This is a genomic window from Streptomyces sp. V4I2, assembly GCF_030817655.1.
In the GTDB taxonomy this organism is placed as follows: Bacteria; Actinomycetota; Actinomycetes; order Streptomycetales; family Streptomycetaceae; genus Streptomyces; species Streptomyces plumbiresistens.
Genome location: NZ_JAUSZM010000003.1, coordinates 6135115 through 6159019, shown reverse-complemented (window position 1 = coordinate 6159019; position 23905 = coordinate 6135115). Strand labels below are relative to the sequence as shown.

At 72.3% G+C, this 23905-nt stretch carries 23 protein-coding genes; 10 read left to right on the top strand and 13 right to left on the bottom strand.

Annotated elements, in window-relative coordinates; genetic code table 11:
- Nucleotides 1-4: 4 nt before the first annotated feature.
- The 8 genes from QFZ76_RS29190 to QFZ76_RS29155 all read right to left on the bottom strand — a co-directional run bounded on the left by QFZ76_RS29190 (nt 5) and on the right by QFZ76_RS29155 (nt 7788).
- On the bottom strand, nt 5-412 hold the full coding sequence (locus QFZ76_RS29190; RefSeq protein ID WP_373464542.1) for a BlaI/MecI/CopY family transcriptional regulator: 408 nt from the start codon (nt 410-412) through the stop codon (nt 5-7).
- 183 nt (nt 413-595) lie between these two features.
- A complete protein-coding gene (locus QFZ76_RS29185) occupies nt 596-781 on the bottom strand; it encodes a hypothetical protein (protein WP_307676507.1) in 186 nt (61 codons plus the stop codon).
- A gap of 67 nt (nt 782-848) precedes the next feature.
- Nucleotides 849-1619 carry a hypothetical protein gene (locus QFZ76_RS29180; protein WP_307680159.1) on the bottom strand — a complete coding sequence of 257 codons (771 nt, stop codon included), beginning with the start codon at nt 1617-1619 and terminating at the stop codon, nt 849-851.
- A 674-nt stretch (nt 1620-2293) separates the two neighbouring features.
- Complete coding sequence (locus tag QFZ76_RS29175) at nt 2294-3091, bottom strand: type III pantothenate kinase (protein WP_307676506.1); 798 nt, start codon at nt 3089-3091, stop codon at nt 2294-2296.
- Between the two features lie 5 nt (nt 3092-3096).
- A complete protein-coding gene (gene nadC, locus QFZ76_RS29170; RefSeq protein WP_307676505.1) occupies nt 3097-4083 on the bottom strand; it encodes a carboxylating nicotinate-nucleotide diphosphorylase in 987 nt (328 codons plus the stop codon).
- A gap of 5 nt (nt 4084-4088) precedes the next feature.
- A complete protein-coding gene (locus QFZ76_RS29165) occupies nt 4089-5813 on the bottom strand; it encodes an L-aspartate oxidase (protein ID WP_307676504.1) in 1725 nt (574 codons plus the stop codon).
- Nucleotides 5810-6853 (bottom strand): pantoate--beta-alanine ligase, encoded by a 1044-nt coding sequence (gene panC / locus QFZ76_RS29160; protein WP_307676503.1) that lies wholly within the window; start codon nt 6851-6853, stop codon nt 5810-5812. Before panC ends, QFZ76_RS29165 begins: the two co-directional genes overlap by 4 nt.
- Nucleotides 6850-7788: a Rossmann-like and DUF2520 domain-containing protein gene (locus tag QFZ76_RS29155; RefSeq protein WP_307676502.1), complete on the bottom strand. Its 939-nt coding sequence runs from the start codon at nt 7786-7788 to the stop codon at nt 6850-6852. The genes panC and QFZ76_RS29155 overlap by 4 nt, the downstream gene beginning before the upstream one ends.
- Nucleotides 7789-7973: 185 nt before the next feature.
- Here QFZ76_RS29155 and QFZ76_RS29150 point away from each other — a divergent pair, with 185 nt between their 5' ends.
- The gene (locus tag QFZ76_RS29150) at nt 7974-9164 is read left to right on the top strand and encodes a low specificity L-threonine aldolase (protein ID WP_307676501.1); all 1191 of its coding nucleotides are present in this window, start codon (nt 7974-7976) and stop codon (nt 9162-9164) included.
- Between the two features lie 100 nt (nt 9165-9264).
- Complete coding sequence (locus QFZ76_RS29145; protein WP_307676500.1) at nt 9265-10371, top strand: DUF5937 family protein; 1107 nt, start codon at nt 9265-9267, stop codon at nt 10369-10371.
- Between the two features lie 14 nt (nt 10372-10385).
- On the opposite strand, the gene QFZ76_RS29140 is transcribed toward QFZ76_RS29145, so the two are convergent.
- The gene (locus QFZ76_RS29140; RefSeq protein WP_266435755.1) at nt 10386-11057 is read right to left on the bottom strand and encodes a response regulator transcription factor; all 672 of its coding nucleotides are present in this window, start codon (nt 11055-11057) and stop codon (nt 10386-10388) included.
- Nucleotides 11058-11144: 87 nt separating this feature from the next.
- Nucleotides 11145-12347 carry a sensor histidine kinase gene (locus QFZ76_RS29135; RefSeq protein ID WP_307676499.1) on the bottom strand — a complete coding sequence of 401 codons (1203 nt, stop codon included), beginning with the start codon at nt 12345-12347 and terminating at the stop codon, nt 11145-11147.
- Nucleotides 12348-12465: 118 nt separating this feature from the next.
- On the opposite strand from QFZ76_RS29135, the gene QFZ76_RS29130 reads away from it, so the two are divergent.
- Nucleotides 12466-13509, top strand: coding sequence for an SAM-dependent methyltransferase (locus tag QFZ76_RS29130; protein ID WP_307676498.1), 1044 nt, complete (start codon nt 12466-12468; stop codon nt 13507-13509).
- On the opposite strand, the gene QFZ76_RS29125 is transcribed toward QFZ76_RS29130, so the two are convergent.
- Nucleotides 13474-14625 (bottom strand): NADH-quinone oxidoreductase subunit D, encoded by a 1152-nt coding sequence (locus QFZ76_RS29125; RefSeq protein WP_266435761.1) that lies wholly within the window; start codon nt 14623-14625, stop codon nt 13474-13476. The genes QFZ76_RS29130 and QFZ76_RS29125 overlap by 36 nt on opposite strands.
- Nucleotides 14626-14656: 31 nt before the next feature.
- Here QFZ76_RS29125 and QFZ76_RS29120 point away from each other — a divergent pair, with 31 nt between their 5' ends.
- The gene (locus QFZ76_RS29120) at nt 14657-15160 is read left to right on the top strand and encodes a PH domain-containing protein (protein ID WP_266435763.1); all 504 of its coding nucleotides are present in this window, start codon (nt 14657-14659) and stop codon (nt 15158-15160) included.
- Nucleotides 15157-16494 carry a PH domain-containing protein gene (locus QFZ76_RS29115; protein ID WP_307676497.1) on the top strand — a complete coding sequence of 446 codons (1338 nt, stop codon included), beginning with the start codon at nt 15157-15159 and terminating at the stop codon, nt 16492-16494. Before QFZ76_RS29120 ends, QFZ76_RS29115 begins: the two co-directional genes overlap by 4 nt.
- A gap of 26 nt (nt 16495-16520) precedes the next feature.
- Here the strand turns inward: QFZ76_RS29115 and QFZ76_RS29110 are convergent, their stop codons facing one another.
- Together QFZ76_RS29110 and QFZ76_RS29105 are read right to left on the bottom strand one after the other, a co-directional pair.
- On the bottom strand, nt 16521-17849 hold the full coding sequence (locus tag QFZ76_RS29110) for a hypothetical protein (protein WP_307676496.1): 1329 nt from the start codon (nt 17847-17849) through the stop codon (nt 16521-16523).
- Between the two features lie 170 nt (nt 17850-18019).
- Nucleotides 18020-19147 (bottom strand): esterase family protein, encoded by a 1128-nt coding sequence (locus tag QFZ76_RS29105; RefSeq protein ID WP_307676495.1) that lies wholly within the window; start codon nt 19145-19147, stop codon nt 18020-18022.
- A gap of 188 nt (nt 19148-19335) precedes the next feature.
- On the opposite strand from QFZ76_RS29105, the gene QFZ76_RS29100 reads away from it, so the two are divergent.
- The 5 genes from QFZ76_RS29100 to folK all read left to right on the top strand — a co-directional run bounded on the left by QFZ76_RS29100 (nt 19336) and on the right by folK (nt 23890).
- A complete protein-coding gene (locus QFZ76_RS29100; RefSeq protein WP_307676494.1) occupies nt 19336-21147 on the top strand; it encodes a phosphatidylglycerol lysyltransferase domain-containing protein in 1812 nt (603 codons plus the stop codon).
- A 106-nt stretch (nt 21148-21253) separates the two neighbouring features.
- The gene (gene folP, locus QFZ76_RS29095) at nt 21254-22144 is read left to right on the top strand and encodes a dihydropteroate synthase (protein WP_307676493.1); all 891 of its coding nucleotides are present in this window, start codon (nt 21254-21256) and stop codon (nt 22142-22144) included.
- On the top strand, nt 22141-22644 hold the full coding sequence (locus QFZ76_RS29090; protein ID WP_307676492.1) for a nuclear transport factor 2 family protein: 504 nt from the start codon (nt 22141-22143) through the stop codon (nt 22642-22644). Before folP ends, QFZ76_RS29090 begins: the two co-directional genes overlap by 4 nt.
- 278 nt (nt 22645-22922) lie before the next feature.
- On the top strand, nt 22923-23282 hold the full coding sequence (gene folB, locus QFZ76_RS29085) for a dihydroneopterin aldolase (RefSeq protein WP_266435775.1): 360 nt from the start codon (nt 22923-22925) through the stop codon (nt 23280-23282).
- Nucleotides 23279-23890 carry a 2-amino-4-hydroxy-6-hydroxymethyldihydropteridine diphosphokinase gene (folK, locus tag QFZ76_RS29080; RefSeq protein WP_307676491.1) on the top strand — a complete coding sequence of 204 codons (612 nt, stop codon included), beginning with the start codon at nt 23279-23281 and terminating at the stop codon, nt 23888-23890. Before folB ends, folK begins: the two co-directional genes overlap by 4 nt.
- The last annotated feature ends 15 nt before the right edge of the window (nt 23891-23905 follow it).

The following is a 23905-nucleotide window of genomic DNA, read 5'->3' as shown; positions in this document are numbered from 1 at the left end:
GACGCTATCGCCCGCCGCCCTCCGCCGCCGAGCCGGGGTTCTCCTCGGCGGTATGAGCGGGGGCGGGCGGAGCGGCTTCGGGTGTTTCCGGACCCTGCACCATCCGTACGGCGTCCCTCAGGGCGTGGCGCTGTTCCTCGCTCATCATCCCGAAGAAGGCGACGAGAGCGGCCGCGGGGTTGTCACTCTGCGACCAGGCGTCGTTCATCAGGGCGGCGGCGTAGGCGGCCCTGGTGGAGACCGCCTCATATCGATAGGCCCGGCCTTCCGCCTCACGGCGCACCCAGCCCTTCTGATGGAGATTGTCCAAAACGGTCATCACGGTGGTGTACGCGATGGACCGTTCCTGCTGAAGGTCTTCCAGGACTTCTCGAACGGTCACCGGGCGGTTCCACTTCCACACCCGCGTCATGACCGCGTCTTCGAGTTCTCCCAATGGGCGAGGCACACCTCAGCACAATAGTGGGAGTTCCCGACATTCGCGTGGCGGACGAGCGCTTTCGCCGACAAACGGCACAAAAAGGGCGTACGACTCGAAAAATCCGCGAGTCGTACGCCGCTAAGGTCGGCGGGCTCTCCGGCCCGGCCTCATGCCTCAGACCTCGGACTTGCCGGCGGCGGAGGCCTGACGAGCCCCCTCCGCGCGCGCGAGGGCGGCATCCACGGCCGCGTCCTCCTTGGCCTTGTTGGCCCCACCCTGGGTCTTCACGATCACCCGGATCACACCGATGAAGAACACGGCCATGACGACCGGGGGCACGAGCGCGGAGACATAGTCCATGCGTCCAGAGTAGCCACGCGCCGGACGGCGACCGGGCCGGGGTGGGGCGAAACGGGCCGCGCGCCCGTCAGCCGACGGCGAGCTGCCGCGGAGGGTCGGCGGGCGGCGGGGCCGGCTTGCGCCGGGGAAAGACCTCACCGGGCGTGGGAATGGGCCGCGCCGGCTTGGGAGCGTCGGGTGCCGGGGACTTGGGGCCGGGCCGCTCAGGGCGCTCGGGACGCTCGGCGGGCTTCTGCGCGGGCTTCTTGGCGGGACCGGGGGCGGGCTCCTTGGCGAGCCCGACGGTCGGATGCCCGGCGAGCTCGTGGGCGCGACCCTCGGCGGCCCGCCCTCCGAAACCCTCCTGTTCGGAGGTCCTGCGCTCGGGGAAGCCCTCAGGCGCTGCGGAGAGCCCTCCTGGGAGCGCCAGAAGGCGCGTACGAGAGGCGGGCACCGTCGGGGTGGACCGAACCGTTGCACGAGCCCCGCCACGGGCCAGACGGGCCCGTACGTCCTGCTCGGCCAGGGTCTGGCAGCGGTGGAGGAGGGTGGCCGCGACGGGGTTGCCGCGCAGGGCCCGGAGTCCGGCCAGGTCATCGGGGTCCGGACGGTAACCGGCGCTCAGCGCTTCCTCCAGGAGGGTGAGGTAACCGGCGGCGGTGCCGGGCAGGGCGGCGCGGTACCGGGCGAGGTCGGCCACCAGGAAGGCGCGCAGCCGGGCGCCCTCACGCATCGCCTCGTCGAGGGACTCGGAGAGGCGGAGGCAGTCCTGGACGTCCTCGGCCGAGGCGGGCGTGGGGTGCAGGGCGAGGGCGAGAGCGCGGCGGAGCACACGCAGCTCCTCCACACCGAACGCCATGCCGCCGCGGGATCCGTATGGCGTGGGCATGCGGCGACGATACGCGCTAATCAGACAAACTCGACATAAGTGAGCAGGGTGTGGCGCACGAAGCCACCCAGGCGGCCGCGCACACCTGCCGACACAGCCGACAGGGCCCGGCCAACCCGCCTGGCACGACCCGAGCGCTTGGATCTGGGGCGGAGCACGAGCGGGTGCGGAGGCAGAGCCCTGTCTGGGCGGTGCAAGGGGGCGGAGCCCTGCGTGGGCGGTGCAGGGGGCGGAGCCTGCCGTGGGTGCAGGGTTGCAGGCCCGCGTGGGATGCAGGGGCGACGCCCCGCGTGGGATGCAGGGGCGACGCCCCGCGTGGGGTACAGGGGCAAGCGCCAGCCAGGGTCCAAGGGCGCACCAGCCGGAGGCTAAAGGCGGGCCCCAGCGGGAGTACCGGACACATCCCCGTCGGGGTCAAGGGGCACAGCCCCGGCGTGGGGCCAAGAGCACAGCCCCGGCGTGGGGCCAGAGGCGCAGCACCGCTCGGGTCCAGAGGCGCAGCCCCTGCTCGGGTCCAGAGGCGCAGCCCCTGCTGGGGTCCAAGGGGCGCAGCCCCTGGGGATGGGACAGGTAGGGGCGGCGGGGGCGAGAACAGGTTGACGGCGAGCACAGCGCCGGGCAGTCGCACCGCCCCCCACCCCGCCTCACATACGCGACACGTTCCGCTCGTACACCAACCGCAGCCCGATCAGCGTCAGCCACGGCTCATGCTCGTCGATCACGGACGACTCGCCCAGCACCATCGGCGCCAGTCCCCCCGTGGCTATCACCGTCACTTCCTCCGGATCCTCCGCGAGTTCCCGGACCATACGGCTCACCACCCCGTCCACCTGGCCCGCGAACCCGTAGATGATCCCCGCCTGCATCGCCTCGACCGTGTTCTTGCCGATCACGCTCCGCGGCCGGGCCACCTCGATCTTCCGAAGCTGCGCCCCCTTGACGCCCAGCGCCTCGACGGAGATCTCGATACCGGGCGCGATGACACCACCGACGTACTCCCCGCGCGCGGACACCGCGTCGAACGTCGTGGCCGTACCGAAGTCCACGACAATCGCGGGCCCCCCGTACAGCTCGACCGCGGCCACCGCGTTGATGATCCGGTCCGCGCCGACCTCCTTGGGGTTGTCGGTCAGGATCGGCACGCCGGTCTTGACGCCGGGTTCGACGAGCACGGCCGGCACGTCGCCGTAGTACCGCCGCGTCACCTCGCGCAGCTCGTGAAGGACGGACGGAACCGTCGCGCAGATCGCGATCCCGTCGATGCCGTCGCCCAGCTCGTCCCCGAGGAGCGGGTGCATGCCCATCAGGCCCTGGAGGAGGACCGCCAGCTCGTCCGCCGTACGGCGCGCGTCCGTCGAGATGCGCCAGTGCTCGACGATGTCCTCGCCGTCGAACAGGCCCAGAACCGTGTGCGTGTTGCCTACGTCGATCGTGAGGAGCATCGCGACTACTCCGCCTCGCGCAGGTCCAGGCCGATGTCCAGGATCGGCGAGGAGTGGGTGAGGGCCCCCACGGCGAGGTAGTCGACGCCGGTGTCCGCGTACGCCTTGGCGTTCTCGAGGGTGAGCCGCCCCGACGCCTCGAGGGCGGCGCGGCCGTGCACGACTGCAACCGCCTCCTCGCACTCCCCGGGCGTGAAGTTGTCCAGCAGGATCAGATCGGCCCCGGCGTCCACGACCTCCCGCAGCTGGTGCAGGGTGTCGACCTCGACCTCGATCGGCACGTCCGGGAAGGCTTCGCGTACGGCCTTGAAGGCCTGCGCGACGCCGCCCGCGGCGACCACGTGGTTGTCCTTGACCAGGGCCGCGTCGGACAGCGACATGCGGTGGTTGACGCCGCCGCCGCAGCGGACGGCGTACTTCTCCAAGGACCTGAGCCCCGGAGTCGTCTTGCGGGTGTCCCGCACGCGCGCCTTGGTGCCGTCCAGGACGTCCGCCCACGCGCGCGTGGCGGTCGCGATGCCCGAGAGCCGGCACAGGAGGTTGAGCGCGCTGCGTTCGGCGGTGAGCAGGTCACGCGTGCGCGTGGTGACCGACAGGAGCTTCTGCCCGGCCTCCACGCGGTCGCCGTCCTCCACGTGCCGCTCGACTTCGAGCTCGTCGGCGCAGACGACCGAGAGGACCGCTTCGGCGACCCTCAGGCCCGCCACGACGCCCGCCTCGCGCGCGGTGAAGTCGGCGGTGGCCACGGCCTCCTCGGGGATGGTCGCGACGGTCGTCACGTCCACGCCGTGGTCGAGGTCCTCCTGGATGGCGACGTTGGCGATGTCCTCGACCTCCACGGGGTCGAGTCCCGCGTCGGCCAGGAGCTGCGCGAGCGCGGGGTCGAGCCCGCACTCCAGATACTCCTCGCCGGCGATGTCGGAGGCAGCGCCACAGGCACAGCCGTCGCCGCAGCCGCCGCTCTCGGCGAGGGGAAGGTCGGGGGTGCTCACTTCTGTCACTGCTCCTGGGGAATGTGGGGCTGCTGCCGGGTCGGGGGGAAGTCTGGGGTGTCCGTGGTGTGTACGGCCAGCGTGCGGTCCGGATTCAGCCGTACGACGATATGGCGGCGCCAGGTCGTGTCGTCGCGCTCGGCGTGGTCCTCGCGCCAGTGGCAGCCACGGGTCTCCTCGCGCAGGAGCGCGGCGGCGACCAGGACGCGGGCCACGCACAGGAGGTTGGTGGCCTCCCAGGTGTCGACGCCGGGCTCGGCGGTCTTGCCGTTCTCGTCGAGGGCGCCACGGGCGTCGGCGTGGAGCCGCTGGAGGGCGTCCGCGGCGCCGGCCAGGGACCCGGCGGAGCGCAGGACGCCCGCGCCCTGCGTCATGGTCCGTTGGATCGCGAACCGGGCCTCGGGCGCGAGCAGGGGGTGCGCGGGCTTCTCGGGGTGCTCGACGGGCACCGGCACGCGCGCGTGGAGACCGTTCTCCGCCCGGCGCGCCGCGATGTCGGCGGCGATGCGCTCGGCGTAGACGAGGCCCTCCAGGAGGGAGTTCGACGCGAGCCGGTTCGCCCCGTGCACGCCGGTGCAGGCGACCTCGCCGCACGCGTACAGGCCGGGGACGGTCGTACGGCCCTGGGAGTCGGTGCGCACGCCCCCGGAGGCGTAGTGGGCGGCCGGGGCGACCGGTATGGGCTCGTGGACCGGGTCGATGCCGTGGGCACGGCAGGCCGCGAGGATCGTCGGGAAGCGGTGCTCCCACATGTCGGCGCCGAAGTGCCGGGCGTCGAGGAACATCTGCTCGGCGTCCTGCTCCTGCATGCGGCGCATGATGCCCTTGGCGACGATGTCCCGGGGCGCGAGTTCGGCGAGTTCGTGCTGGCCGACCATGAAGCGCACGCCGTCCGCGTCCACCAGGTGGGCGCCTTCCCCACGTACGGCCTCGGAGACCAGGGGCTGCTGGCCCTCCGCGTCGGCGCCCAGGAAGAGCACGGTCGGGTGGAACTGCACGAATTCGAGGTCCGAGACCTCCGCGCCGGCGCGCAGGGCGAGCGCCACGCCGTCGCCGGTCGACACGGACGGGTTGGTGGTCGCCGAGAAGACCTGGCCCATGCCACCCGTCGCGAGGACGACCGCGGGGGCGAGCACGGCGCCCACACCGTCGTGCTGGCCCTCGCCCATGACGTGCAGGGTGACGCCCGCGGTGCGGCCGTCGGCGTCCGTCAGGAGGTCCAGGACGAGCGCGTTCTCGATCGTGCGCAAGCCACGCGCGCGTACCGCCTCCACCAGCGCCCGGGAGATCTCCGCGCCGGTCGCGTCACCGCCCGCGTGTGCGATGCGGCGACGGTGGTGGCCGCCCTCGCGGGTGAGTTCCAGGCGCCCTTCCTCGGACTCGTCGAAGTGGGCGCCGGTCTCGATGAGCCGGCGTACCGCGTCGGGCCCCTCGGTGACGAGGATCCGTACGGCCTCCTCGTCGCACAGGCCCGCGCCCGCCACCAGCGTGTCGTCCAGGTGCTGTTCGGGCGTGTCGCCATCGCCGAGGGCCGCGGCGATGCCGCCCTGCGCCCAGCGGGTGGAGCCGTCGTCGAGGCGGGCCTTGGTGACGACGACCGTCCTGAGGCCCTCGGCCTCGCAGCGCAGGGCGGTGGTGAGGCCGGCGACGCCGGAGCCGACGACGATGACGTCCGCGTCGATGGACCAGCCCGGGGCGGGCGCGTGCAGTCGTATGCCTGTGCTGGTCACGAGGCGGCTCCGAAGGTGAGGGGGATGTTGTCGATCAACCGGGTCGTCCCGACCCGGGCGGCGACGGCGAGGACGGCCTCGCCGGTGAAGTCGTCCTCGATCTCGGTGAAGTCGGACGGGTCGACGAGCGCGAGGTAGTCCAGCGCGAGCGGCGGGCTCAGGCGGCCGGCGTCGTCGAGGACCAGGCGGGCGGCCGCGCGGACGGCCGCGGGACCGCCCGTATGGGCGGGGCGACCCGCAGCGTCTCCGCCAACGGCGGTGGTGGGCGAAGGGCGGGACTTGGCGACGGCGTGCGTGTCGGCCGCGGCGCGGGACTCCCCTATGGCGCTCAGCGCCTCGGCACGCGCGTGCGTGGCGGGCACCTCGCGCGCCCGCGCGCGCAGCGCCTCCTGCGCCGCGTGCCGGTCGCGGCCCGCGAACAGCGCGCGGGACAGCGTGAGCGCCGTGCGCCGTTCCTCTGGGCTGAGGTAGCGGTTGCGGCTGGACAGCGCGAGGCCGTCGTCCTCGCGCACGGTGGGTACGCCGACGATCTCGACGCCGAAGTTCAGGTCCCGCGCCATGCGGCGGATCAGGGCGAGCTGCTGGGCGTCCTTCTGGCCGTAGAGGGCGACGTCCGGGCGGGTGAGGTGCAGCAGCTTGGCGACAACGGTGAGCATGCCGTCGAAGTGGCCGGGGCGCGAGGCGCCCTCCAGGCGCTCCCCCATGGGCCCGGCGCTGATGCGGACCTGGGGCTCGCCGCCCGGGTAGACCTCCTCGACGCCGGGCGCGAACACGGCGTCGGCGCCCGAATTCTCGGCGATCTTGAGGTCGGCGTCCAGGGTGCGCGGGTAGCGGTCGAGGTCCTCGCCCTTGCCGAACTGCAGCGGGTTCACGAAGACCGTGACCACGACCTCGCCGTCCGGACCCGCGATCTCGCGGGCGGTGCGGATCAGGGTGGCGTGGCCCTCGTGCAGGGCGCCCATGGTCATCACGACGGCGCGGCGGCCCACACGCACGCGTGCGTGCAGCTCGTCGGCGGTGCGCAGCAGGGCGGTGGTCATCGGGCGTCCCCTTCGGTGCCGGTGGTCCCGTCGGTCCCGTTGGCGAGTACCCCGAGGAGGTCCTCCGCGAGTTCCGGTTTCAGCAGTCCGTGGGCGAGCGCGCGGTCCGCGGTCGCGCGCGCCATCGCCAGGTAGCCGGCGACGGCCTGCGGGGCGTGCTTGCGCAGCTCGGCGACATGGGCGGCGACGGTTCCCGCGTCCCCGCGCGCGACGGGGCCGGTGAGGGCCGCGTCGCCGGAGCGCAGGGCGTTGTCGAGGGCGGCGCCGAGCAGCGGGCCGAGCATCCGGTCGGGGGCCTCGACGCCTGCCGTGCGCAGCAGCTCCATGGACTGGGCGACCAGCGTCACCAGGTGGTTGGCGCCCAGCGCGAGGGCCGCGTGGTAGAGCGGCCGGTTCTCCTCGGCGATCCACTCGGGTTCGCCGCCCATCTCGATGACGAGCGCCTCGGCGGCCAGCCGCAGCTGGTCGGGGGCGGTGACGCCGAAGGAGCAGCCCGCCAGGCGCTGGACGTCCACCGGGGTGCCGGTGAAGGTCATCGCCGGATGCAGGGCCAGCGGCAGCGCGCCCGCGCGCAGGGCGGGGTCGAGGACCTTCGAGCCGTACCGCCCGGAGGTGTGCACGAGCAGCTGGCCCGGGCGCACGGCCCCGGTCTCGGCGAGGCCCTCGACGAGCCCGGGCAGCGCGTCGTCGGGGACGGTCAGCAGCACCAGGTCGGCGCGCTCCAGAACCTCGGCGGGCGGGACGATCGGCACGTCGGGCAGCATCTGCGCGGCGCGCCTCCTGGAGGCGTCGGAGACCCCGGAGACGGCGACCGGGCGGTGTCCGGCGAGTTGCAGGGACGCGGCAAGTGCGGGGCCCACCCGGCCTGCGCCGACGACGCCGACGGTGAGCCGCGCGGGGCGGTCCTTGGGGTCTGGCTGGTGGACTGTACTCACGCGACGGCGGCCTTCCCGTTCCAGTCCGCTCTGGGTACCGGACGATTTCTCGTCATGTTAACGCGATTGATTCCAGGGGCGTCCGGTTGTCCACAGGCTGTGGGTTTCCCAACACCCCGCGCCCGTCGACGGGACGGCGGAAATGCGGGTGCCCGCGCGGACCGCCGCACGGCATGATCCGTTGCATGACGGACACGGCGGAACAGGGCGGGGAGCAGTCGGCGCAGGAGCGGCTGCGGGAGCGGCGGGCGGCCGCCTTCCTGGGGGCGGAGCGCGTCCTGGCACGAGCGGGTTTCCGCGGCACCCTGCGCGAACGGCTCGCGTGGCTGCAGGAGGCGGCGCCCGAGGTGTACGACCTGGACGAGCCCGGCGACATGTACGGCAACCGGATCGTGGAGTCCCTGGAGGACCGCGTCGCCGCGCTGCTGGGGACCGAGGCCGCCGCGTTCTTCCCGACCGGCACGATGGCCCAGCAGATCGCCCTGCGCTGCTGGGCGGGCCGTACCGGCAACCCCACGGTGGCGCTGCACGCGCTGGCCCACCCCGAGGTGCACGAGCGAGGTGCGCTCAGCGAGGTCGCCGGGCTGCGCCCGGTCCGCCTCACCGGCGAGCCCCGGCTGCCGACCGCCGAGGAGGTGCGCGACTTCGAGGAGCCCTTCGGGACGCTGATGCTGGAGCTGCCCCTCAGGGACGCCGGTTTCGTGCTGCCCTCCTGGGAGGAGCTGACCGGGGTCGTGGAGGCGGCGCGCGAGCGCGACGCGGTGGTGCACTTCGACGGGGCGCGTCTGTGGGAGTCCACCGTGCACTTCGGGCGTCCCTTGGACGAGATCGCGGGCCTGGCGGACAGCGTCTACGTGTCGTTCTACAAGTCCCTCGACGGCTTCGGCGGCGCCGCGCTGGCCGGCCCGAGGACGCTGGTGGAGGAGGCGAAGACCTGGCGGCACCGGTACGGCGGCATGATCTTCCAGCAGTTCCCCACGGTGCTGTCGGCACTCGTCGGCCTCGAACGCGAGCTGCCCCGGCTGCCTCAGTACGTGTCCCACGCGCGCGTGGTCGCCGCCGCGCTGCGCGAGGGCTTCGCCGAGGCCGGCGTGCCGTGGGCGCGCGTCTTCCCCGAGGAGCCGCACACCCACGAGTTCCAGGTCTGGCTGCCGTACGACCCGGACGTCCTCGCCGAGGCGGCCGTACGGCAGGCCGAGCAGACCAGGACCCTGCTTTTCGGCGTCCCCTGGGACCGGGGCGGACCGGGCCTGGGCATCACCGAGGTCACCGTGCGCGCCGACGGCCTGACGTGGACGGCGGACGACGTGAAGGCGGCGGTCGTGGACTTCGTGGCGCGGGTGAGCGAGGTGGCCGGCGAAGCGTCGAGACGGTAGAGGCGATCGAGACGGTCGGTAAGGAGAACGCGGTCGCGTCGATTGACGGCGGCCGTCAATCGACGGCGACGTTGTCAGTGGCGGCGTGCACCATGAGGGCATGAGCGTGCACATCGACATCGCGGGGCTGCGGCCGGAGCGGATCGCCGTCGTGCCCGCGCCCCTGGCCGAGCTCTGCATGGCGCTGCACGCGCTGTCCGAGCCGGGGCACCATCCGGGCCTGCAGGGCTGGGTGACGGGCGTGAGCGCGGGGCTCGACCCGCATCTGGCCGACCGGATGTGCGAGGCCGACTTCCTGTGGCGGACGCTGTTCTCGGACCTGTTCCTGCCGGCCGCGGGCATCCCGGGCGGTACCACGCTGCCCGGCGCGACGCTCGCCGAGGAGCTGGACCTGCTCGACAAGCTGACGGACGAGCAGTTCGTGGACGCGGCCCTGGAGTTCACCTGCGCCCTGCCGTACAGCACGCGCGGGACGACCGCGCTCTCCGACCCCGAGCTGCGCCGGAGGGCGCTGGATCTGGCCGCCGCGCGCGGTCCGCAGCAGGTGCGCTTCAGCGAGCGGCTACTGGCGGACCCGCCGCGGATCCGGGCGTGGCTCAGGCAGTTCCTGGAGGACTGCGACGCGGCGTTCTTCGCTGAGACCTGGTCCCGGCTGCGCCACCAGCTGGCCTCGGACGCCCGGCACAAGACCGACCTCCTGCGGCGCAGGGGCCTGGCCGAGGCGCTCGCCTCGATATCGCCGGCCGTGGCGCTCGACGAGTCCGCCACGCGGATCACGGTCGACAAGCTCGGCGACGGCCGTACGGCCACTCGGGACGGCGGTCTGATGCTCATCCCCACCACCCTGGGCCGGCCCCACCTGATGGTCCTGCACCGGTACGACTGGCAGCCGGTCCTGCACTACCCGGTCGGCTCCCCGGAGCTGGCGGCCCCGCCCTCGGTCGAGCAGCTGACGCTGCGGATGGCCGCCCTGTCCCACCCGGTGCGGATGCGGCTGTGCCGCAGCCTGGCCCGCAGCGCGTTCACGACCAGCGAGCTGACCCAGGTGCACGGCATGACGGCCCCCGAGATATCCCGGCACCTGAGCGTGCTGAAGAAGGCGGGTCTGGTGACCACCCGCCGCCGCGGCCGGTACGTCCTGCACCAGCTGGACGTCACGGTGGTGGCCCGGCTCGGGAGCGACTTCCTGGAAGGGATACTCCGCTAGCGGCGGGGCCCGCCTCAGCCGTGCCCGCCCGCCCGCACCAGCCCCGTCTCGTACGCCAGGACCACCACCTGCACCCGGTCCCGCAGCCCCAGCTTGGTCAGGATGCGGCCCACATGGGTCTTCACGGTCGCCTCGGACAGCACCAGCCGGGCCGCGATCTCACCGTTGGACAGCCCCTGCGCGACCAGCACCATGACCTCGCGCTCGCGGTCGGTGAGCCGCTCCAGCGCCTTGAACTGGGGCTCCTTGCCGGCGCTCGGCAGCATCGGCGCGAAGCGGTCGAGCAGACGGCGCGTGGTCGAGGGGGCCACCACGGCGTCGCCGCTGTGCACCGCGCGGATGGCGGCCAGCAGCTCGCCGGGCGGCACGTCCTTGAGCATGAAGCCGGAGGCGCCGGCCTTCAGCCCGGAGAAGGCGTACTCGTCGAGGTCGAAGGTGGTCAGGATCAGGACCTTCGGCGGGTCGGCCTCCATGCAGATGCGTCGGGTGGTCTCCACGCCGTCGAGCTTCGGCATGCGGACGTCCATCAGCACCACGTCGACGGCGGTCGAGCGCAGCACCTCCAGGGCCTCGACGCCGTCGCCCGCTTCGGCGACGACCTCCATGTCCGGCTGGGCGGCGAGCACCATCCGGAACCCGGTGCGCAGCAGCACCTGGTCGTCGACGAGCATCACGCGGATCGTCATCGGGGCCTCTCTTCAAAGGTCTTCAGGGGCGTTACAGGGGGCGATACACGGGTCGTTACAGGTGTCAATGAAGGACATAGGTCGGCGTCAGTGCGCCGGTTTGAGCGGGAGCAGGGCGCTGATGCGGAATCCTCCGCCCGGGCGCGGGCCCGCGTCCAGGGTGCCGCCCACCATGCCGACCCGTTCGCGCATGCCGATCAGGCCGTGGCCGGCGCCGTCGGCGCCGCCCTCCTCGTACAGCTCGTGCGGTGCGCCCTTGCCGTCGTCCTCGACGAGCAGGCCGAGGCCGTCGTCGAAGTAGACCAGGCGGACGCTGGCGCCCGCGTTCGGCCCGCCGTGCTTGCGGGTGTTGGTGAGCGCCTCCTGCACGATGCGGTACGCGGTGAGCTCGACGCCGCTGGGCAGGGGCCGCGGGGTGCCCTCGATCTTGAAGTCGACGGGCAGGCCGGACCCCCGGCACTGCTCGACGAGGTCGTCGATCTGCTCGACGTCGGGCTGCGGGACGTACTCGCCGCCCTCCTGGTGCTCTCCGGTGCGCAGCACGCCCAGCAGGCGGCGCATCTCGGCGAGGGCCTGGCGGCCGGTGGAGGAGATCGTCTCCAGGGCCTTCTTGGCCTGGTCGGGGGCGGCGTCGAGGACGTAGGCGGCGCCGTCGGCCTGCACCACCATCACCGACACGTTGTGCGCGACCACGTCGTGCAGTTCACGCGCGATCCGGGCGCGCTCGGCGGCGACCGCGACCTTGGCCTGGGCCTCGCGCTCCTTCTCCAGGCGCGCGTTGCGCTCCTCCAGCTGTGCGAAGTAGGCGCGGCGGGTGCGGATCGAGTCGCCCAGCACCCAGGCCAGCACGAACGGCACCGTCAGGAAGATCATCTGCGCGAGGTTGCCCAGCGTGGTCGTGTCGTCGTTCCACCAGCGCAGTTGCGCCAGGGGGGCGGCGCACAGGCCTACGGCCAGCGCGAGCCGGGAGGCCCAGCGGGCGCCCGTCGCGGCCACGGTGTAGGCGATCACCAGGAAGGCGAAGTCGGCGGCCGTCGTCTCCACGTTCAGCGCGAGCTGCGCCACTCCGAGTACCACGGCCAGCACCAGCATCTTCTCCGGCATACGCCGGCGCAGTGCGATGACCAGGCACAACAGGAGAACGATCGGGACGACCACCGCCGGGGCGTCGGTGCCCCGCGCCTCCTGACGGGTGGTTTCGCCCACCACCGAGATCCCGAACAGGAAGACGGCCCAGAAGCTGTCGACCCACGTCGGGTGCCTGCGGAGGAAGTCATAGAGGCGCTGCACGTAACCCAGCGTAGGGAAGCAAGATGCGTGCAGGGGTCAACCGGAGGACCGATCCGTACGCCCCCCGCATACTCCGCAAGGTGGAGGCTCCGTTCCCCTGTACGCCTAACCTGACGGCGTGACGCAAGGGACAGTGGGCGAGTGGCGCGGCTGGCGAGCGGCCTCGGAGGCCGCCCTGTACGGGCCGGACGGCTTCTATCGCAGGCCCGAGGGGCCGGGCGCGCACTTCCGTACGTCCGTGCATGCGTCGCCGCTGTTCGCGCAGGCCGTGGCCCGGCTGCTGTGCCGGGTCGACGAGGCGCTGGGGCGGCCCGGGACGCTGGACTTCGTCGACATGGCCGCCGGGCGGGGCGAGCTGGCCGCCGGCGTACTGGCCGCGCTGCCCGCGGACGTGGCCTCCCGCGCGCGCGGGTACGCCGTCGAGGTCGCCGACCGCCCCGAAGGTCTCGATCACCGGATCGAGTGGCTGGCCGAGCCCCCGAAGGGCATCACCGGGCTGCTGTTCGCCAACGAGTGGCTGGACAACGTGCCGGTGGAGATCGCCGAGGTGGACTCCGCGGGCGTACCCCGGCTGGTGCTCGTACGGAGGGACGGGCGTGAGCGCCTCGGGGAGCCGGTTTCCGGTGCGCAGGCGCAGTGGCTCGCGCGCTGGTGGCCGCTGCCGGCCGAGGAGGGGCTGCGGGCGGAGATCGGTCTGCCCCGGGACGAGGCGTGGGCGTCGGCGGTCGCGACCGTCGACCGGGGGCTCGCGGTGGCGGTGGACTACGCGCACACCGCACGCGCGCGCCCCCCGTTCGGGACGCTCACCGGATTCCGCGAGGGACGCGAGACGGCGCCCGTGCCGGACGGGTCGTGCGACCTCACGGCGCACGTCGCCCTGGACGCGTGCGCGCTCCCGGGAGGGCGCGTACTGACCCAGCGCGACGCCTTGCGCGCCCTGGACCTCTCCGGCGCACGCCCTCCGCTCGCACTCGCCTCCACACAGCCCGCGGCCTACGTGCGCGCCCTCGCGAGCGCCTCAGAGGCCGCCGAGCTCACGGCGTCGGGCGGGCTCGGCGACTTCGGGTGGCTGCTCCAACCGGTCGGAATCCAGCCGGCAGGAGCCCCGGCCGCGCCCCTCCGCGGCCTACTTGTCGATGTCCCCGACCACGAAGAACAGTGACCCCAGGATCGCCACCATGTCCGCGACCAGCGTGCCCGGCAGCAGCTCCACGAGCGCCTGGATGTTGTTGTACGAGGCGGAGCGCAGCTTCAGCCGGTACGGGGTCTTGTCGCCCTTGCTGACGAGGTAGTAGCCGTTGATGCCGAGCGGGTTCTCGGTCCACGCGTAGGTGTGGCCCTCGGGCGCCTTCAGGACCTTGGGGAGCCGCTGGTTGATCGGCCCGGGCGGCAGGCCGGCGAGCCGGTCCAGGCAGGCGTCCGCGAGGTCGAGGGCGTTGTGCGTCTGCTCCAGGAGGACCTCGAAGCGGGCGAGGCAGTCGCCCTCCTTCCGGGTCACCACCTTCAGGGTGTCCTGCAGCTCGCCGTAGGCCAGGTACGGCTCGTCGCGGCGCAGGTCGAAGTCGACGCCCGAGGCGCGCGCGATCGGCCCGCTCACGCCGTACGCGTGCACGGCCTCCGGCGCGAGGATGCCCACGCCCCGCGTACGCCCCCGGAAGATCTCGTTGCCGAGCACCAGGTCGTCGAAGCGGTCCATGCGGGAGCGCACGGCGGCGACGGCCCCCCGCGCGCGTGCGGCCCATCCGGCCGGCAGGTCCTCCTTGAGGCCGCCGACGCGGTTGAACATGTAGTGCATGCGCCCGCCGGAGACCTCCTCCATGACGTTCTGGAGCACCTCGCGCTCGCGGAACGCGTAGAAGACCGGGGTGATCCCGCCGAGTTCCAAGGGGTAGGAGCCGAGGAACATCAGGTGGTTCAGCACCCGGTTCAGCTCCGCGAGGAGCGTGCGCGTCCACACCGCGCGTTCGGGGACCTCCATGCCGAGCATGCGCTCCACCCCGAGGACGACGCCCAGCTCGTTCGAGAAGGCCGACAGCCAGTCGTGGCGGTTGGCGAGCATGATGATCTGGCGGTAGTCACGCGCCTCGAAGAGCTTCTCCGCGCCCCGGTGCATATAGCCGATCACCGGGTCCGCGCGCATGATGCGCTCGCCGTCCAGGACGAGCCTGAGGCGCAGCACACCGTGGGTGGACGGGTGCTGGGGCCCGATGTTGAGCACCATGTCGGTGCTCTCCGCGGCGCCGCCGATGCCGACCATGGTCTCCGTCGTAGGAGTCATGGACACAGTCTCTCCTACGTACGCTGACGGTATGGAGACGGGGAGCACGGCCGACACGGGGACCACGCGGGACGAGCCGGTGTGGACCGGGCTGCCGCCGGGGCTGCTGCGGATGCGGCGATTGCTGCTGGTGGTGTGGCTCGGGCTGCTGACGGTGGGGCTCGGACTGCTGCTGGGCCTGGTCGTGGGCCCGGCCTGGGCCGCCTTCGCGTTGCTGCCGTTGGCTCTGATGGCGTGGGGCTGGGTGATGCTCGGCCACAACTGGCGTTCCTGGCGCTACGCCGAGCGCGCCGACGACCTGCTGATCAGCCGGGGCGTCCTGTGGCAGGAGGAGACCGTCGTGCCGTACGGACGGATGCAGCTGGTCGAGGTCACCTCCGGGCCCGTCGAACGCCACTTCGGGCTGGCCAGCGTGCAGCTGCACACCGCTGCCGCGGCGACCGACGCGACCATCCCGGGCCTCGACCCGGACGAGGCGGAACGGCTGCGTGACCGGCTCACCGAGCTCGGCGAGGCCCGATCGGCCGGCCTGTGACGGCACCGGGCGTGAACGACGCCATACGCGAGAAGCCACCCGTCACCGAGCGACGGCTGCACCCCGTGACGCCCTTCAGGCGCGCGTGGGCGCCGATCGCCGTGATCATCGGGTGGGCGGTGCACGACCCCAACCAGGCGCAGCAGCAGCTGACCAGACTGACCACGACCACGCTGCTGATCGCTCTCGCCGTGTTCGTCCCGGCCGCCGCTCTCTACGGCTTCTTGACCTGGTGGTTCACTCACTTCGCGGTGACGGACACCGAACTGCGCATCCGTACCGGTCTGCTGTTCCGGCGTGCCGCGCACATCCGGCTCGAACGGATCCAGGCCGTCGACGTCACCCAGCCGCTGCTCGCGCGGGTCGCGGGAGTCGCGAAACTCAAACTCGACGTCGTGGGCGCGGACAAGAAGGACGAACTCGCCTTCCTGGGCGAGGACGAGGCACGCGCGCTGCGCGCCGAACTCCTCGCGCGCGCCGCCGGTTTCGCGCCCGAGACGGCGCACGAGGTCGGCGAGGCACCCTCCCGCGAGCTGCTGCGCGTGCCGCCCGGCGTCCTCGCCGTCTCGCTGGTGCTGACCGGCGCGACCTGGGGCACCCTGGTCGCCGCCCTCGTCGTACCGACGGTGCTGTGGCTGGCCACCCACAGTGTGTGGACGGTCCTCGCCACCGCGCTGCCGCTGCTCGGCGCGGCGGGCGCGAGCAGCGTGGGGCGGTTCGTCACCGAGTACGACTGGACGGTGGGCGAGTCGCAGGACGGGCTGCGGATCGACCACGGGCTGCTGGACCGTACGCACGAGACGGTGCCGCCGGGGCGTGTGCAGACCGTACGGATCGTGGAGCCGCTGCTGTGGCGGCGGCGCGGCTGGGTGCGGGTGGAGCTGGACGTGGCCGGGTCGTCCAACTCCGTGCTGGTGCCGGTCGCTCCGCGGGAGGTCGCCGAGACAGTCGTCGCGCGCGTGCTGCCCGGGGTGACCGTGCCGCCCCTGTCGGCGCTGTCCCGGCCGCCCCGGCGGGCCGCGCGCTGCGTGCCGCTGTGGTGGCGGGGCTACGGACTCGCCGTCACCGACGCGGTGTTCGTGACCCGGCACGGACTGCTGCGGCGGATCCTGTCCCTGGTTCCGCACGCGAAGGTGCAGAGCGTAAGGCTCGCGCAGGGGCCCTGGGCGCGCGTCTGGCGCGTCGCCGACGTCCACGTGGACACCGGGGCCAACAAGACCGTGACAGCGCGGCTGAGGGATGCGCAGGAGGCTGGCGAGCTGCTGCGGGGGCAGGCGGAGAGGTCACGGACGGGGCGGAGGGAGGCGCGGCCGGACAGGTGGATGGCGCCCTAGCCGCGGGCTCCTGGCCGGGGCTGTCGTTACGAGACCGCGCTCCGCAGTCCCTGCACGTCGATCTGCTCGGTCTCGTCGTGGGCCGTCAGGTCGATGACCTGGCCCACGCCACGGGACTCCTCGTCGGCCGGCTTGAACTCCGCCTCGGCCTCGGCCTTGTGCAGCGCGAGGGCCTCCTGGCCGACGACGTCGGCGAGGTCCTCGTTCTGGACGGCCGCCAGCGCGGCCGGAGCCGCGCCCTTCTGCGCACCGAAGAAGTCGAAGCCGCCCTCGACCAGCGGACGCCGCGCGGGCGTCGTCGGCACGACCGCCACCGCCGTCGGGGCGACGAAGTGTCCGGAGGACTGCCGGCCCGGCTGGGCGGACTTGGCCGTGGTGACGGCGGCCGCGCGCGAATGCCCGTCGACCGCCTCGGGCTTCCCCTGCGCCTCGTCCTCCTGCGCGGCCTCCGCCTCGGTGCCGCCGGCGGCACCGGCCGCCGGCGCCTCGGCCGAAGCGACCTTCACCGGCTCGCCCTTCGTGGCGTCCTTGGGGCCGGCCTTGTTCACGCCCTTGGAGTCGTTCTGGGCCTGGGAGTCGGACTCGTTCTTCAGCTCGCCATTCAACTCGGGCTCGTTCTTGGGCTCGGCCTTCACCGTGCCGTCACCGTCGTCGCCGAAGCGCGCCAGCGCTCCCTGTGCCCGCAGAAACAGCTTGGAACCCTCCGGCGAGAAGATCGCCGGAGCCTCCGGTTCGTCGTCCGCCGCCGGTACGGCCTCGCCGGCCTCGTCGATCTGGGCGGTCGCGGCAATCTCGTCCGCCTGGGCAGTCTCGGCGGCTTCCGGATCGGCCGGGGCAGCCACAGCCCCCACCTCCGCCACGGGCGCGGCCGGCGCCGGCAGCAGCTCACGGGCGGGACCCGACGCCTCTATCTCCAGCAGGCGGCGGCCCTCAAGGGCGCTCGCCCGCTCGGTCTCCGCCGTGGCGTACCGCCGCAGCAGCGCCGCGTGTTCGTTGCGCAGGCCCGCGAGTTCGGCGCGCTTGGCCCGCAGCCGCTGCTCCAGCTTGACGCGCAGCTCACGCGACTCGTCGAGGTCGGTCTCCAGTTCGGCGACCCGCTCCTCATACCGCCACTCGTCGCTCGCACGCGCGCGCGTGAGGTCGGCGACCTGCTTGCCCGCCTGGGTGTCCCAGTGCCGCATGACGACCGCACCGACGACCGCCGTCACCGCGGCGGCCGCGGCCAGCCCACGGAGCACTGTCTGTTCCGTGAACACCCAGGGGCCGAGAGCGCAGACGAGAGAGACTCCTGCGATCGCCGACGGGGGCAGGATCCTGTGCAAAGGCGGGGAATGGCGGTGACGTCCACGTGGCATGGCCAGAAACTTACCGCGCGTAGGCGATTGATGGTGCCCCGGGCCGTAAAAACACCGCCATCGCGAAGACTTCACAGGTCATCAGGAAACAGATCTGCATCGAATTCGGCAGGATTGGCAAGAGGCACCACGCGCGGCCGAAGGGAACGGCGAGAACTGCAAGATCGTTTTCAGTGGTCGCCCAGCCGTCCGCCGATCCACTGCAGCGTCGCGGGAATCTCCCGTCGCCAGGTGTTGAAGTTGTGCCCGCCGCTTTCGAGGATGATCGACGAGATCCGTGTCCGCCCGGTGTTCTTCACCCGCTCTATGAACTTCAACGTGTCCTTGTAGTTCGCCTCGCCGACCTTGCTGCTGGTGACGAGCAGTGAAGTGTCGGGCGCGGGCCTGTGCTTGAGATACCACCAGAGGTTCGCCCGGTCGCGCAGTTCCCTGTCGCCGTGGAAGAGATCGCCCGTGGTCGGGTCGCTCGGCGCGTTGTAGTACGCGGACAGCCCCGCCCCGGCGGCGTACACCTCGGGGTGGTGCATGGCGAGCTTCAGCGCGCAGTAGCCGCCCGTGGAGTCGCCGATGATGCCCCAGCTGCCCGGCTTTTCGCCCACCCTGTAGTGGGCGAGTACGGCGTCGGGCAGATCCCTTGCGAAGAACGACTCGGTCTGCGGACCGCCGGGGATGTCCACGCACTCCGTGTCCCGCGGCGGCGCCACCGTCGGCCGCAGCATCACCAGGATCATCGGCTGCATACGTCCGTTCTCGGCGAGCTTCCATGCCGTGCGCGGATAGCGGAGTTTGTCCACCAGTGCCTGCGCGGTACCCGGATAACCGGTGAGGACGACGGCCGCGGGAAACGTTCGCGTTCGGTACTGCGGCTGGAAGTACTCCGGCGGCAGATAGACGTACGCGGGCGTGGCGATACCGGTCGTACGACCCACAATGGCGACCTTCTGGATCTGCCCGCCGACCTGCGGCCTCAGACCGCCCGTCTCCTTCACCCGCTGCGTGTCGACCACCCGGAGAGGGCCGCCCGAACCGAGGCCCTCGGTGTGGTCGACCACCACTCCCTGGTCGGTTTCCCACCCGAACAGGTCCGCCCAGGAGGCGTAGAAACCGAAAGCCTGGTTGGCGGCGAGACCGAGGGACACGAAGAGTGCCAACTGAGTGGCGAGGAGCAGGCCGACACGTCCTCCCACGGCCCGCAGGTTCCGCCGTGCCAGCCGCGGCCACAGCCACACCGTGCCGACGAAGAGCAGCACGGCGCAGAGCACCGCCAGCAGCAGCGTCTTGTTGCTCGTGAGACCCATGGGTTCCTTCGCGAGGACTTGCCCGGGACTTGCCCAGGGCTTTGGACCGGTTTTGAGGAGGTGAGTGAACCTCTCCCCCCGAGACACCGTCCTAGAGGGCGCAATGTCGCCGGATGCCCGAATCGGGCCCGGATCCAAGGTCTCTCGCGGAACAACGGGATGCGATGTCTGTCAGGACAGATGAGGAAATGTCGGGCGAGGTTCCGACCCGATCACACCGGATGCGGCGCGTCCTGAGTGGTCCGCGCCCCGAGGCCGTCCCGGCCCTCGTCGGCAGAGCGTGTGCCCTCGTGGGCCTCGTGGACATCGGCGCGGGCGTCTTCCCGCGCTTCAGGCACAGCCGTATGCACACCATCGCCGAGGTGCTGCCCGGCGCACTCGGTCCGTTCGCGGCCGCGCTCGCGCTCAGCGCCGGCATTCTGTTGCTGCTGCTCGCCCACGGCCTCAAGCGCGCCAAGCGCCGGGCCTGGCGCGCCGCCGTAGTGCTGCTCCCGGCCGGAGCGATGGCGCAGTTCAGCTACCGGCACTCGCTCGTGGGCGTCCTCATCTCGCTCGCGCTGCTCGCGCCCCTGCTGCGCCACCGCGACCAGTTCTCCGCGCTGCCCGACCCGCGCAGCCGGTGGCGGGCACTCGCCAACTTCGTCCTCATGGGCGCCGGTTCCCTCGCCCTCGGGCTGGTCATCGTCAGCGTCCACCCCAACCGCCTGGTGGGCGACCCCAGCCTGGCCGACCGCATCACGCACGTCCTCTACGGCCTGTTCGGCTTCGAGGGCCCGGTCGACTACCAGGGCGACACCTCCTGGACGGTCGCCGTCTCCCTGGGCGCCCTCGGCCTGCTCACCGCCATCACGACGATCTACCTGGCCTTCCGCCCCGAACACCCGGCCGCGCGCCTCACGGCGGAGGACGAGGCCCGGCTGCGGGCCCTCCTGGACAAGCACGGCGGCCGCGACTCCCTCGGCCACTTCGCGCTGCGCCGCGACAAGGCCGTGGTCTTCTCGCCCAGCGGCAAGGCGGCGGTGACGTACCGCGTCGTCTCCGGCGTGATGCTGGCCAGCGGCGACCCGATCGGTGACGTCGAGGCCTGGCCGGGCGCCATCGAGCGCTTCATGGACGAGGCCAGAGCCCACTCCTGGACCCCCGCCGTCATGGGCTGCTCCGAGACCGGCGGCGAGGTCTGGACCCGCGAGACCGGCCTCGACGCCCTCGAACTGGGCGACGAGGCGGTGGTGGACGTCGCGGATTTCTCCCTGGCCGGCCGTGCGATGCGCAATGTGCGCCAGATGGTCAAGCGCATCGAGCGCGCCGGTTACCAGACCCGGGTACGGCGCGTCCGTGACCTCGGTGACGTCGAGCTGGACCGCATCCGCCGCGCCGCCGAGGACTGGCGCGGCACCGACACCGAGCGCGGCTTCTCCATGGCGCTGGGCCGCATCGGCGACCCGTCCGACGGCGACTGTCTCATCGCCACCGCCCACAAGGCCGACGGCCGGCCGGGGCAGTACGGCGACCTCAAGGCGATCCTGCACTTCGTGCCGTGGGGCACGGACGGCGTCTCCCTGGACCTGATGCGGCGCGACCGGTCGGCGGACCCCGGCATGAACGAACTGCTGATCGTGGCGGCCCTCCAGGCGGCACCGAGGCTCGGCATCACGCGCGTCTCCCTGAACTTCGCGATGTTCCGCTCGGCACTGGCCCGCGGCGAGAAGATCGGCGCGGGCCCGGTCCTGCGGGTCTGGCGCGGGCTGCTGGTCTTCCTGTCCCGCTGGTTCCAGATCGAGTCCCTGTACAAGTTCAACGCGAAGTTCCAGCCGCGCTGGGAGCCCCGCTTCGTCGTCTACCGCGCCTCCGGAGACCTGCCCCGCATCGGCTTCGCCGCCATGCAGGCGGAGGGCTTCGTCAACCTGGCCCTCCCCCTGCCGCGCTTCCTGCGACGCCGTACGGCCCCCTCGCGCGCGTGCGCCCACGCCGTGACGGAGCGGGACGTCCGCGCGGCGTGACGCGGCCACCGGGACGGGCCGCGGTCACCATGACGGCCCCGGGGCCGCCCCTCGCCACGGCCGGGCCCCGGGCCTCCCGGCCCCGCCCTGGGCCTACGCTGAACGTATGAGCAAGCAGAGCGGACGTGGACGCGTCGCGGGCCTTCCGGAATGGGGCCGCTGCGCGGTCATGGGAGTCGTGAACGTCACCCCCGATTCCTTCTCCGACGGCGGCCGCTTCTTCGACACGACAGCGGCCGTCAAGCACGGCCTGGACCTGGTCACCGAGGGCGCCGACCTGGTCGACGTCGGCGGCGAGTCCACCCGCCCCGGCGCCACCCGGGTCGACGAGGCCGAGGAGCTCAAGCGGGTGATCCCCGTCGTGCGCGGCCTCGCCTCCGAGGGTGTCACCGTCTCCGTCGACACCATGCGCGCCTCCGTCGCCGAACGGGCCCTCGCGGCCGGCGCCGCCCTGGTCAACGACGTCAGCGGCGGCCTCGCCGACCCCGCGATGATCCCGGCCGTGGCCTCCGCGGGCGCCCCCTTCGTCGTCATGCACTGGCGCGGCTTCCTGGAGGGCGGCAACGTCAGGGGCGTGTACGACGACGTCGTCACCGAAGTCGTCGACGAACTGCACGCGCGCGTGCAGGCCGTTCTGGACGGGGGCGTCGCCCCCGACCGCATCGTCGTCGATCCGGGCCTCGGCTTCTCCAAGGACGCCGAACACGACCTCATCCTCCTGGCCCACCTCGACCGCCTCCTCGGCGTCGGCCACCCGCTGCTGGTCGCCGCCTCCCGCAAGCGGTTCCTCGGCCGGGTCCTCGCCGGACCGGAGGGCGCGCCGCCGCCCGCACGCGAGCGCGACGCCGCGACGGCCGCCGTCTCCGCGCTCGCGGCGCACGCCGGCGCATGGGCGGTGCGCGTGCACGAGGTGCGCGCGACGGCGGACGCGGTACGGGTCGCACGCGCCGTGGAAGGCGCACGCGCGGCGGACAACGGCACAGAGGGAGCCCTGTGAGCGCCCCCCACACCGACGTCGAGCAGGTCGAACTCGCCAACGCCACCTATTACGAGGCGATGGAGCGGGGCGACTTCGAGGAGCTGACCTCGATGTGGCTGACCCCGTCCGACCTGGGCGTCGACGAGGAGTACCACGATCCGGCGGACACCGGTGTGATCTCGTGCGTGCACCCCGGCTGGCCGGTGCTCACCGGCCGCGGCGACGTCCTCAGGTCCTATGCCTTGATCATGGCAAATACGGACTATATTCAATTTTTCCTCACAGACGTGCACGTTTCCATCACCGGTGACACCGCCCTGGTGACCTGCACGGAGAACATCCTCAGCGGCGGTCCCGCCCCCGAGGGCGGCGAGGAACTCGGCCCGCTCGTCGGCCAGCTGGTCGTGGCCACGAACGTGTTCCGCCGCACTCCCGACGGCTGGAAGCTCTGGTCCCACCACGCCTCCCCGGTTCTGGCCGAAAACGACGAGGACGAAAGCGACGACACCCCCGCCTGAGCGGGTAGGCGCCCCAGAGGAAGGACGCCAACAGGTCCCCGTCGCCCGCACGGACCAAGAAGTGGTTGGAATCACGGACCCGGGGTAGGGGCGGCTACCAGCCCGTGAGCCGTCGGGTTCCCCGGGGGGAACACAAGGTGAAACCTCCGGCCCCGGCTCGGGCCCGCGGCCCCATGTCCCGGCCCTGTCAGTGCTCGCAGGTAGATTCGTTCGAGGCCGGTGTGCCGCCCGCACACGGTACGGACCGGCCGTCACCGACGATTGCAGGAGTGATTCGCGTGGATCGTGTCGCGCTGCGCGGCCTCAAGGCCCGCGGGCACCACGGCGTGTTCCCCAAGGAGCGCGAGGAGGGCCAGACCTTCATCGTGGACCTCGTCCTCGGCCTGGACACCCGTCCGGCCGCCGCCGACGACGACCTGGCGAAGACCGTGCACTACGGCATCGTGGCGGAGGAGGTCGTGGCCGTCGTCCAGGGCGAGCCCGTCAACCTCATCGAGACACTCGCCGAGCGCATCACCCAGGCCTGTCTGAAGCACGAAGGAGTCCAGGAGGTCGAGGTCACCGTCCACAAACCGGACGCGCCGATCACCGTCCCCTTCGACGACGTGACCGTCACCATCACCCGGAGCCGAGTATGACCGCGTTCTTCACCGAGGGTCACAGCGACCCGACCGTACAGCCGGTACCCGCCTCCGTCGTCGCGAAGGTCGACGCCGCCGACACCACCCTCCAGAACCCGAAACGCGCCGTGATCGCCCTCGGCTCCAACCTGGGCAACCGCCTGGAGACCCTCCAGGGAGCCATCGACGCCCTGGAAGACACCCCCGGCCTCCGCATCAAGGCCGTCTCCCCCGTGTACGAGACGGAGCCGTGGGGCGTCGAACCCGGCAGCCAGCCGTCCTATTTCAACGCGGTCGTGGTCCTGAAGACGACGCTGCCCCCGTCCTCCCTGCTGGAGCGGGCGCACGCGGTCGAGGAGGCCTTCAACCGCGTCCGGGACGAGCGCTGGGGCCCACGCACCCTCGACGTCGACATCGTCGCGTACGCCGACGTCGTCACCGACGACCCGCACCTCACCCTCCCCCACCCGCGCGCCCACGAACGCGCCTTCGTGCTCGCCCCCTGGCACGACGTGGAGCCCGAGGCCCAGTTGCCCGGACGGGGCGCGGTCGCGGCCCTCCTCGACACCGTCACCCGCGACGGCGTGGAACCTCGCAAGGACCTGGAACTCCGGCTGCCCGAGTAGCCGTTAAGGTCAAGA

Excerpts from the sequence above, each read along its gene's own strand:
- QFZ76_RS29125 (WP_266435761.1), bottom strand. The coding sequence starts at position 14,625 with ATGACTCCTACGACGGAGACCATGGTCGGCATCGGCGGCGCCGCGGAG.
- QFZ76_RS29150 (WP_307676501.1), top strand. The coding sequence starts at position 7,974 with ATGACGGACACGGCGGAACAGGGCGGGGAGCAGTCGGCGCAGGAGCGG.
- QFZ76_RS29100 (WP_307676494.1), top strand. The coding sequence starts at position 19,336 with ATGTCGGGCGAGGTTCCGACCCGATCACACCGGATGCGGCGCGTCCTG.
- QFZ76_RS29180 (WP_307680159.1), bottom strand. The coding sequence starts at position 1,619 with ATGGCGTTCGGTGTGGAGGAGCTGCGTGTGCTCCGCCGCGCTCTCGCC.
- QFZ76_RS29145 (WP_307676500.1), top strand. The coding sequence starts at position 9,265 with ATGAGCGTGCACATCGACATCGCGGGGCTGCGGCCGGAGCGGATCGCC.
- QFZ76_RS29140 (WP_266435755.1), bottom strand. The coding sequence starts at position 11,057 with ATGACGATCCGCGTGATGCTCGTCGACGACCAGGTGCTGCTGCGCACC.
- panC (WP_307676503.1), bottom strand. The coding sequence starts at position 6,853 with ATGACCACCGCCCTGCTGCGCACCGCCGACGAGCTGCACGCACGCGTG.
- QFZ76_RS29110 (WP_307676496.1), bottom strand. The coding sequence starts at position 17,849 with ATGCCACGTGGACGTCACCGCCATTCCCCGCCTTTGCACAGGATCCTG.
- QFZ76_RS29105 (WP_307676495.1), bottom strand. The coding sequence starts at position 19,147 with ATGGGTCTCACGAGCAACAAGACGCTGCTGCTGGCGGTGCTCTGCGCC.
- QFZ76_RS29120 (WP_266435763.1), top strand. The coding sequence starts at position 14,657 with ATGGAGACGGGGAGCACGGCCGACACGGGGACCACGCGGGACGAGCCG.
- QFZ76_RS29185 (WP_307676507.1), bottom strand. The coding sequence starts at position 781 with ATGGACTATGTCTCCGCGCTCGTGCCCCCGGTCGTCATGGCCGTGTTC.
- folP (WP_307676493.1), top strand. The coding sequence starts at position 21,254 with ATGAGCAAGCAGAGCGGACGTGGACGCGTCGCGGGCCTTCCGGAATGG.
- QFZ76_RS29190 (WP_373464542.1), bottom strand. The coding sequence starts at position 412 with ATGACGCGGGTGTGGAAGTGGAACCGCCCGGTGACCGTTCGAGAAGTC.
- QFZ76_RS29175 (WP_307676506.1), bottom strand. The coding sequence starts at position 3,091 with ATGCTCCTCACGATCGACGTAGGCAACACGCACACGGTTCTGGGCCTG.
- folK (WP_307676491.1), top strand. The coding sequence starts at position 23,279 with ATGACCGCGTTCTTCACCGAGGGTCACAGCGACCCGACCGTACAGCCG.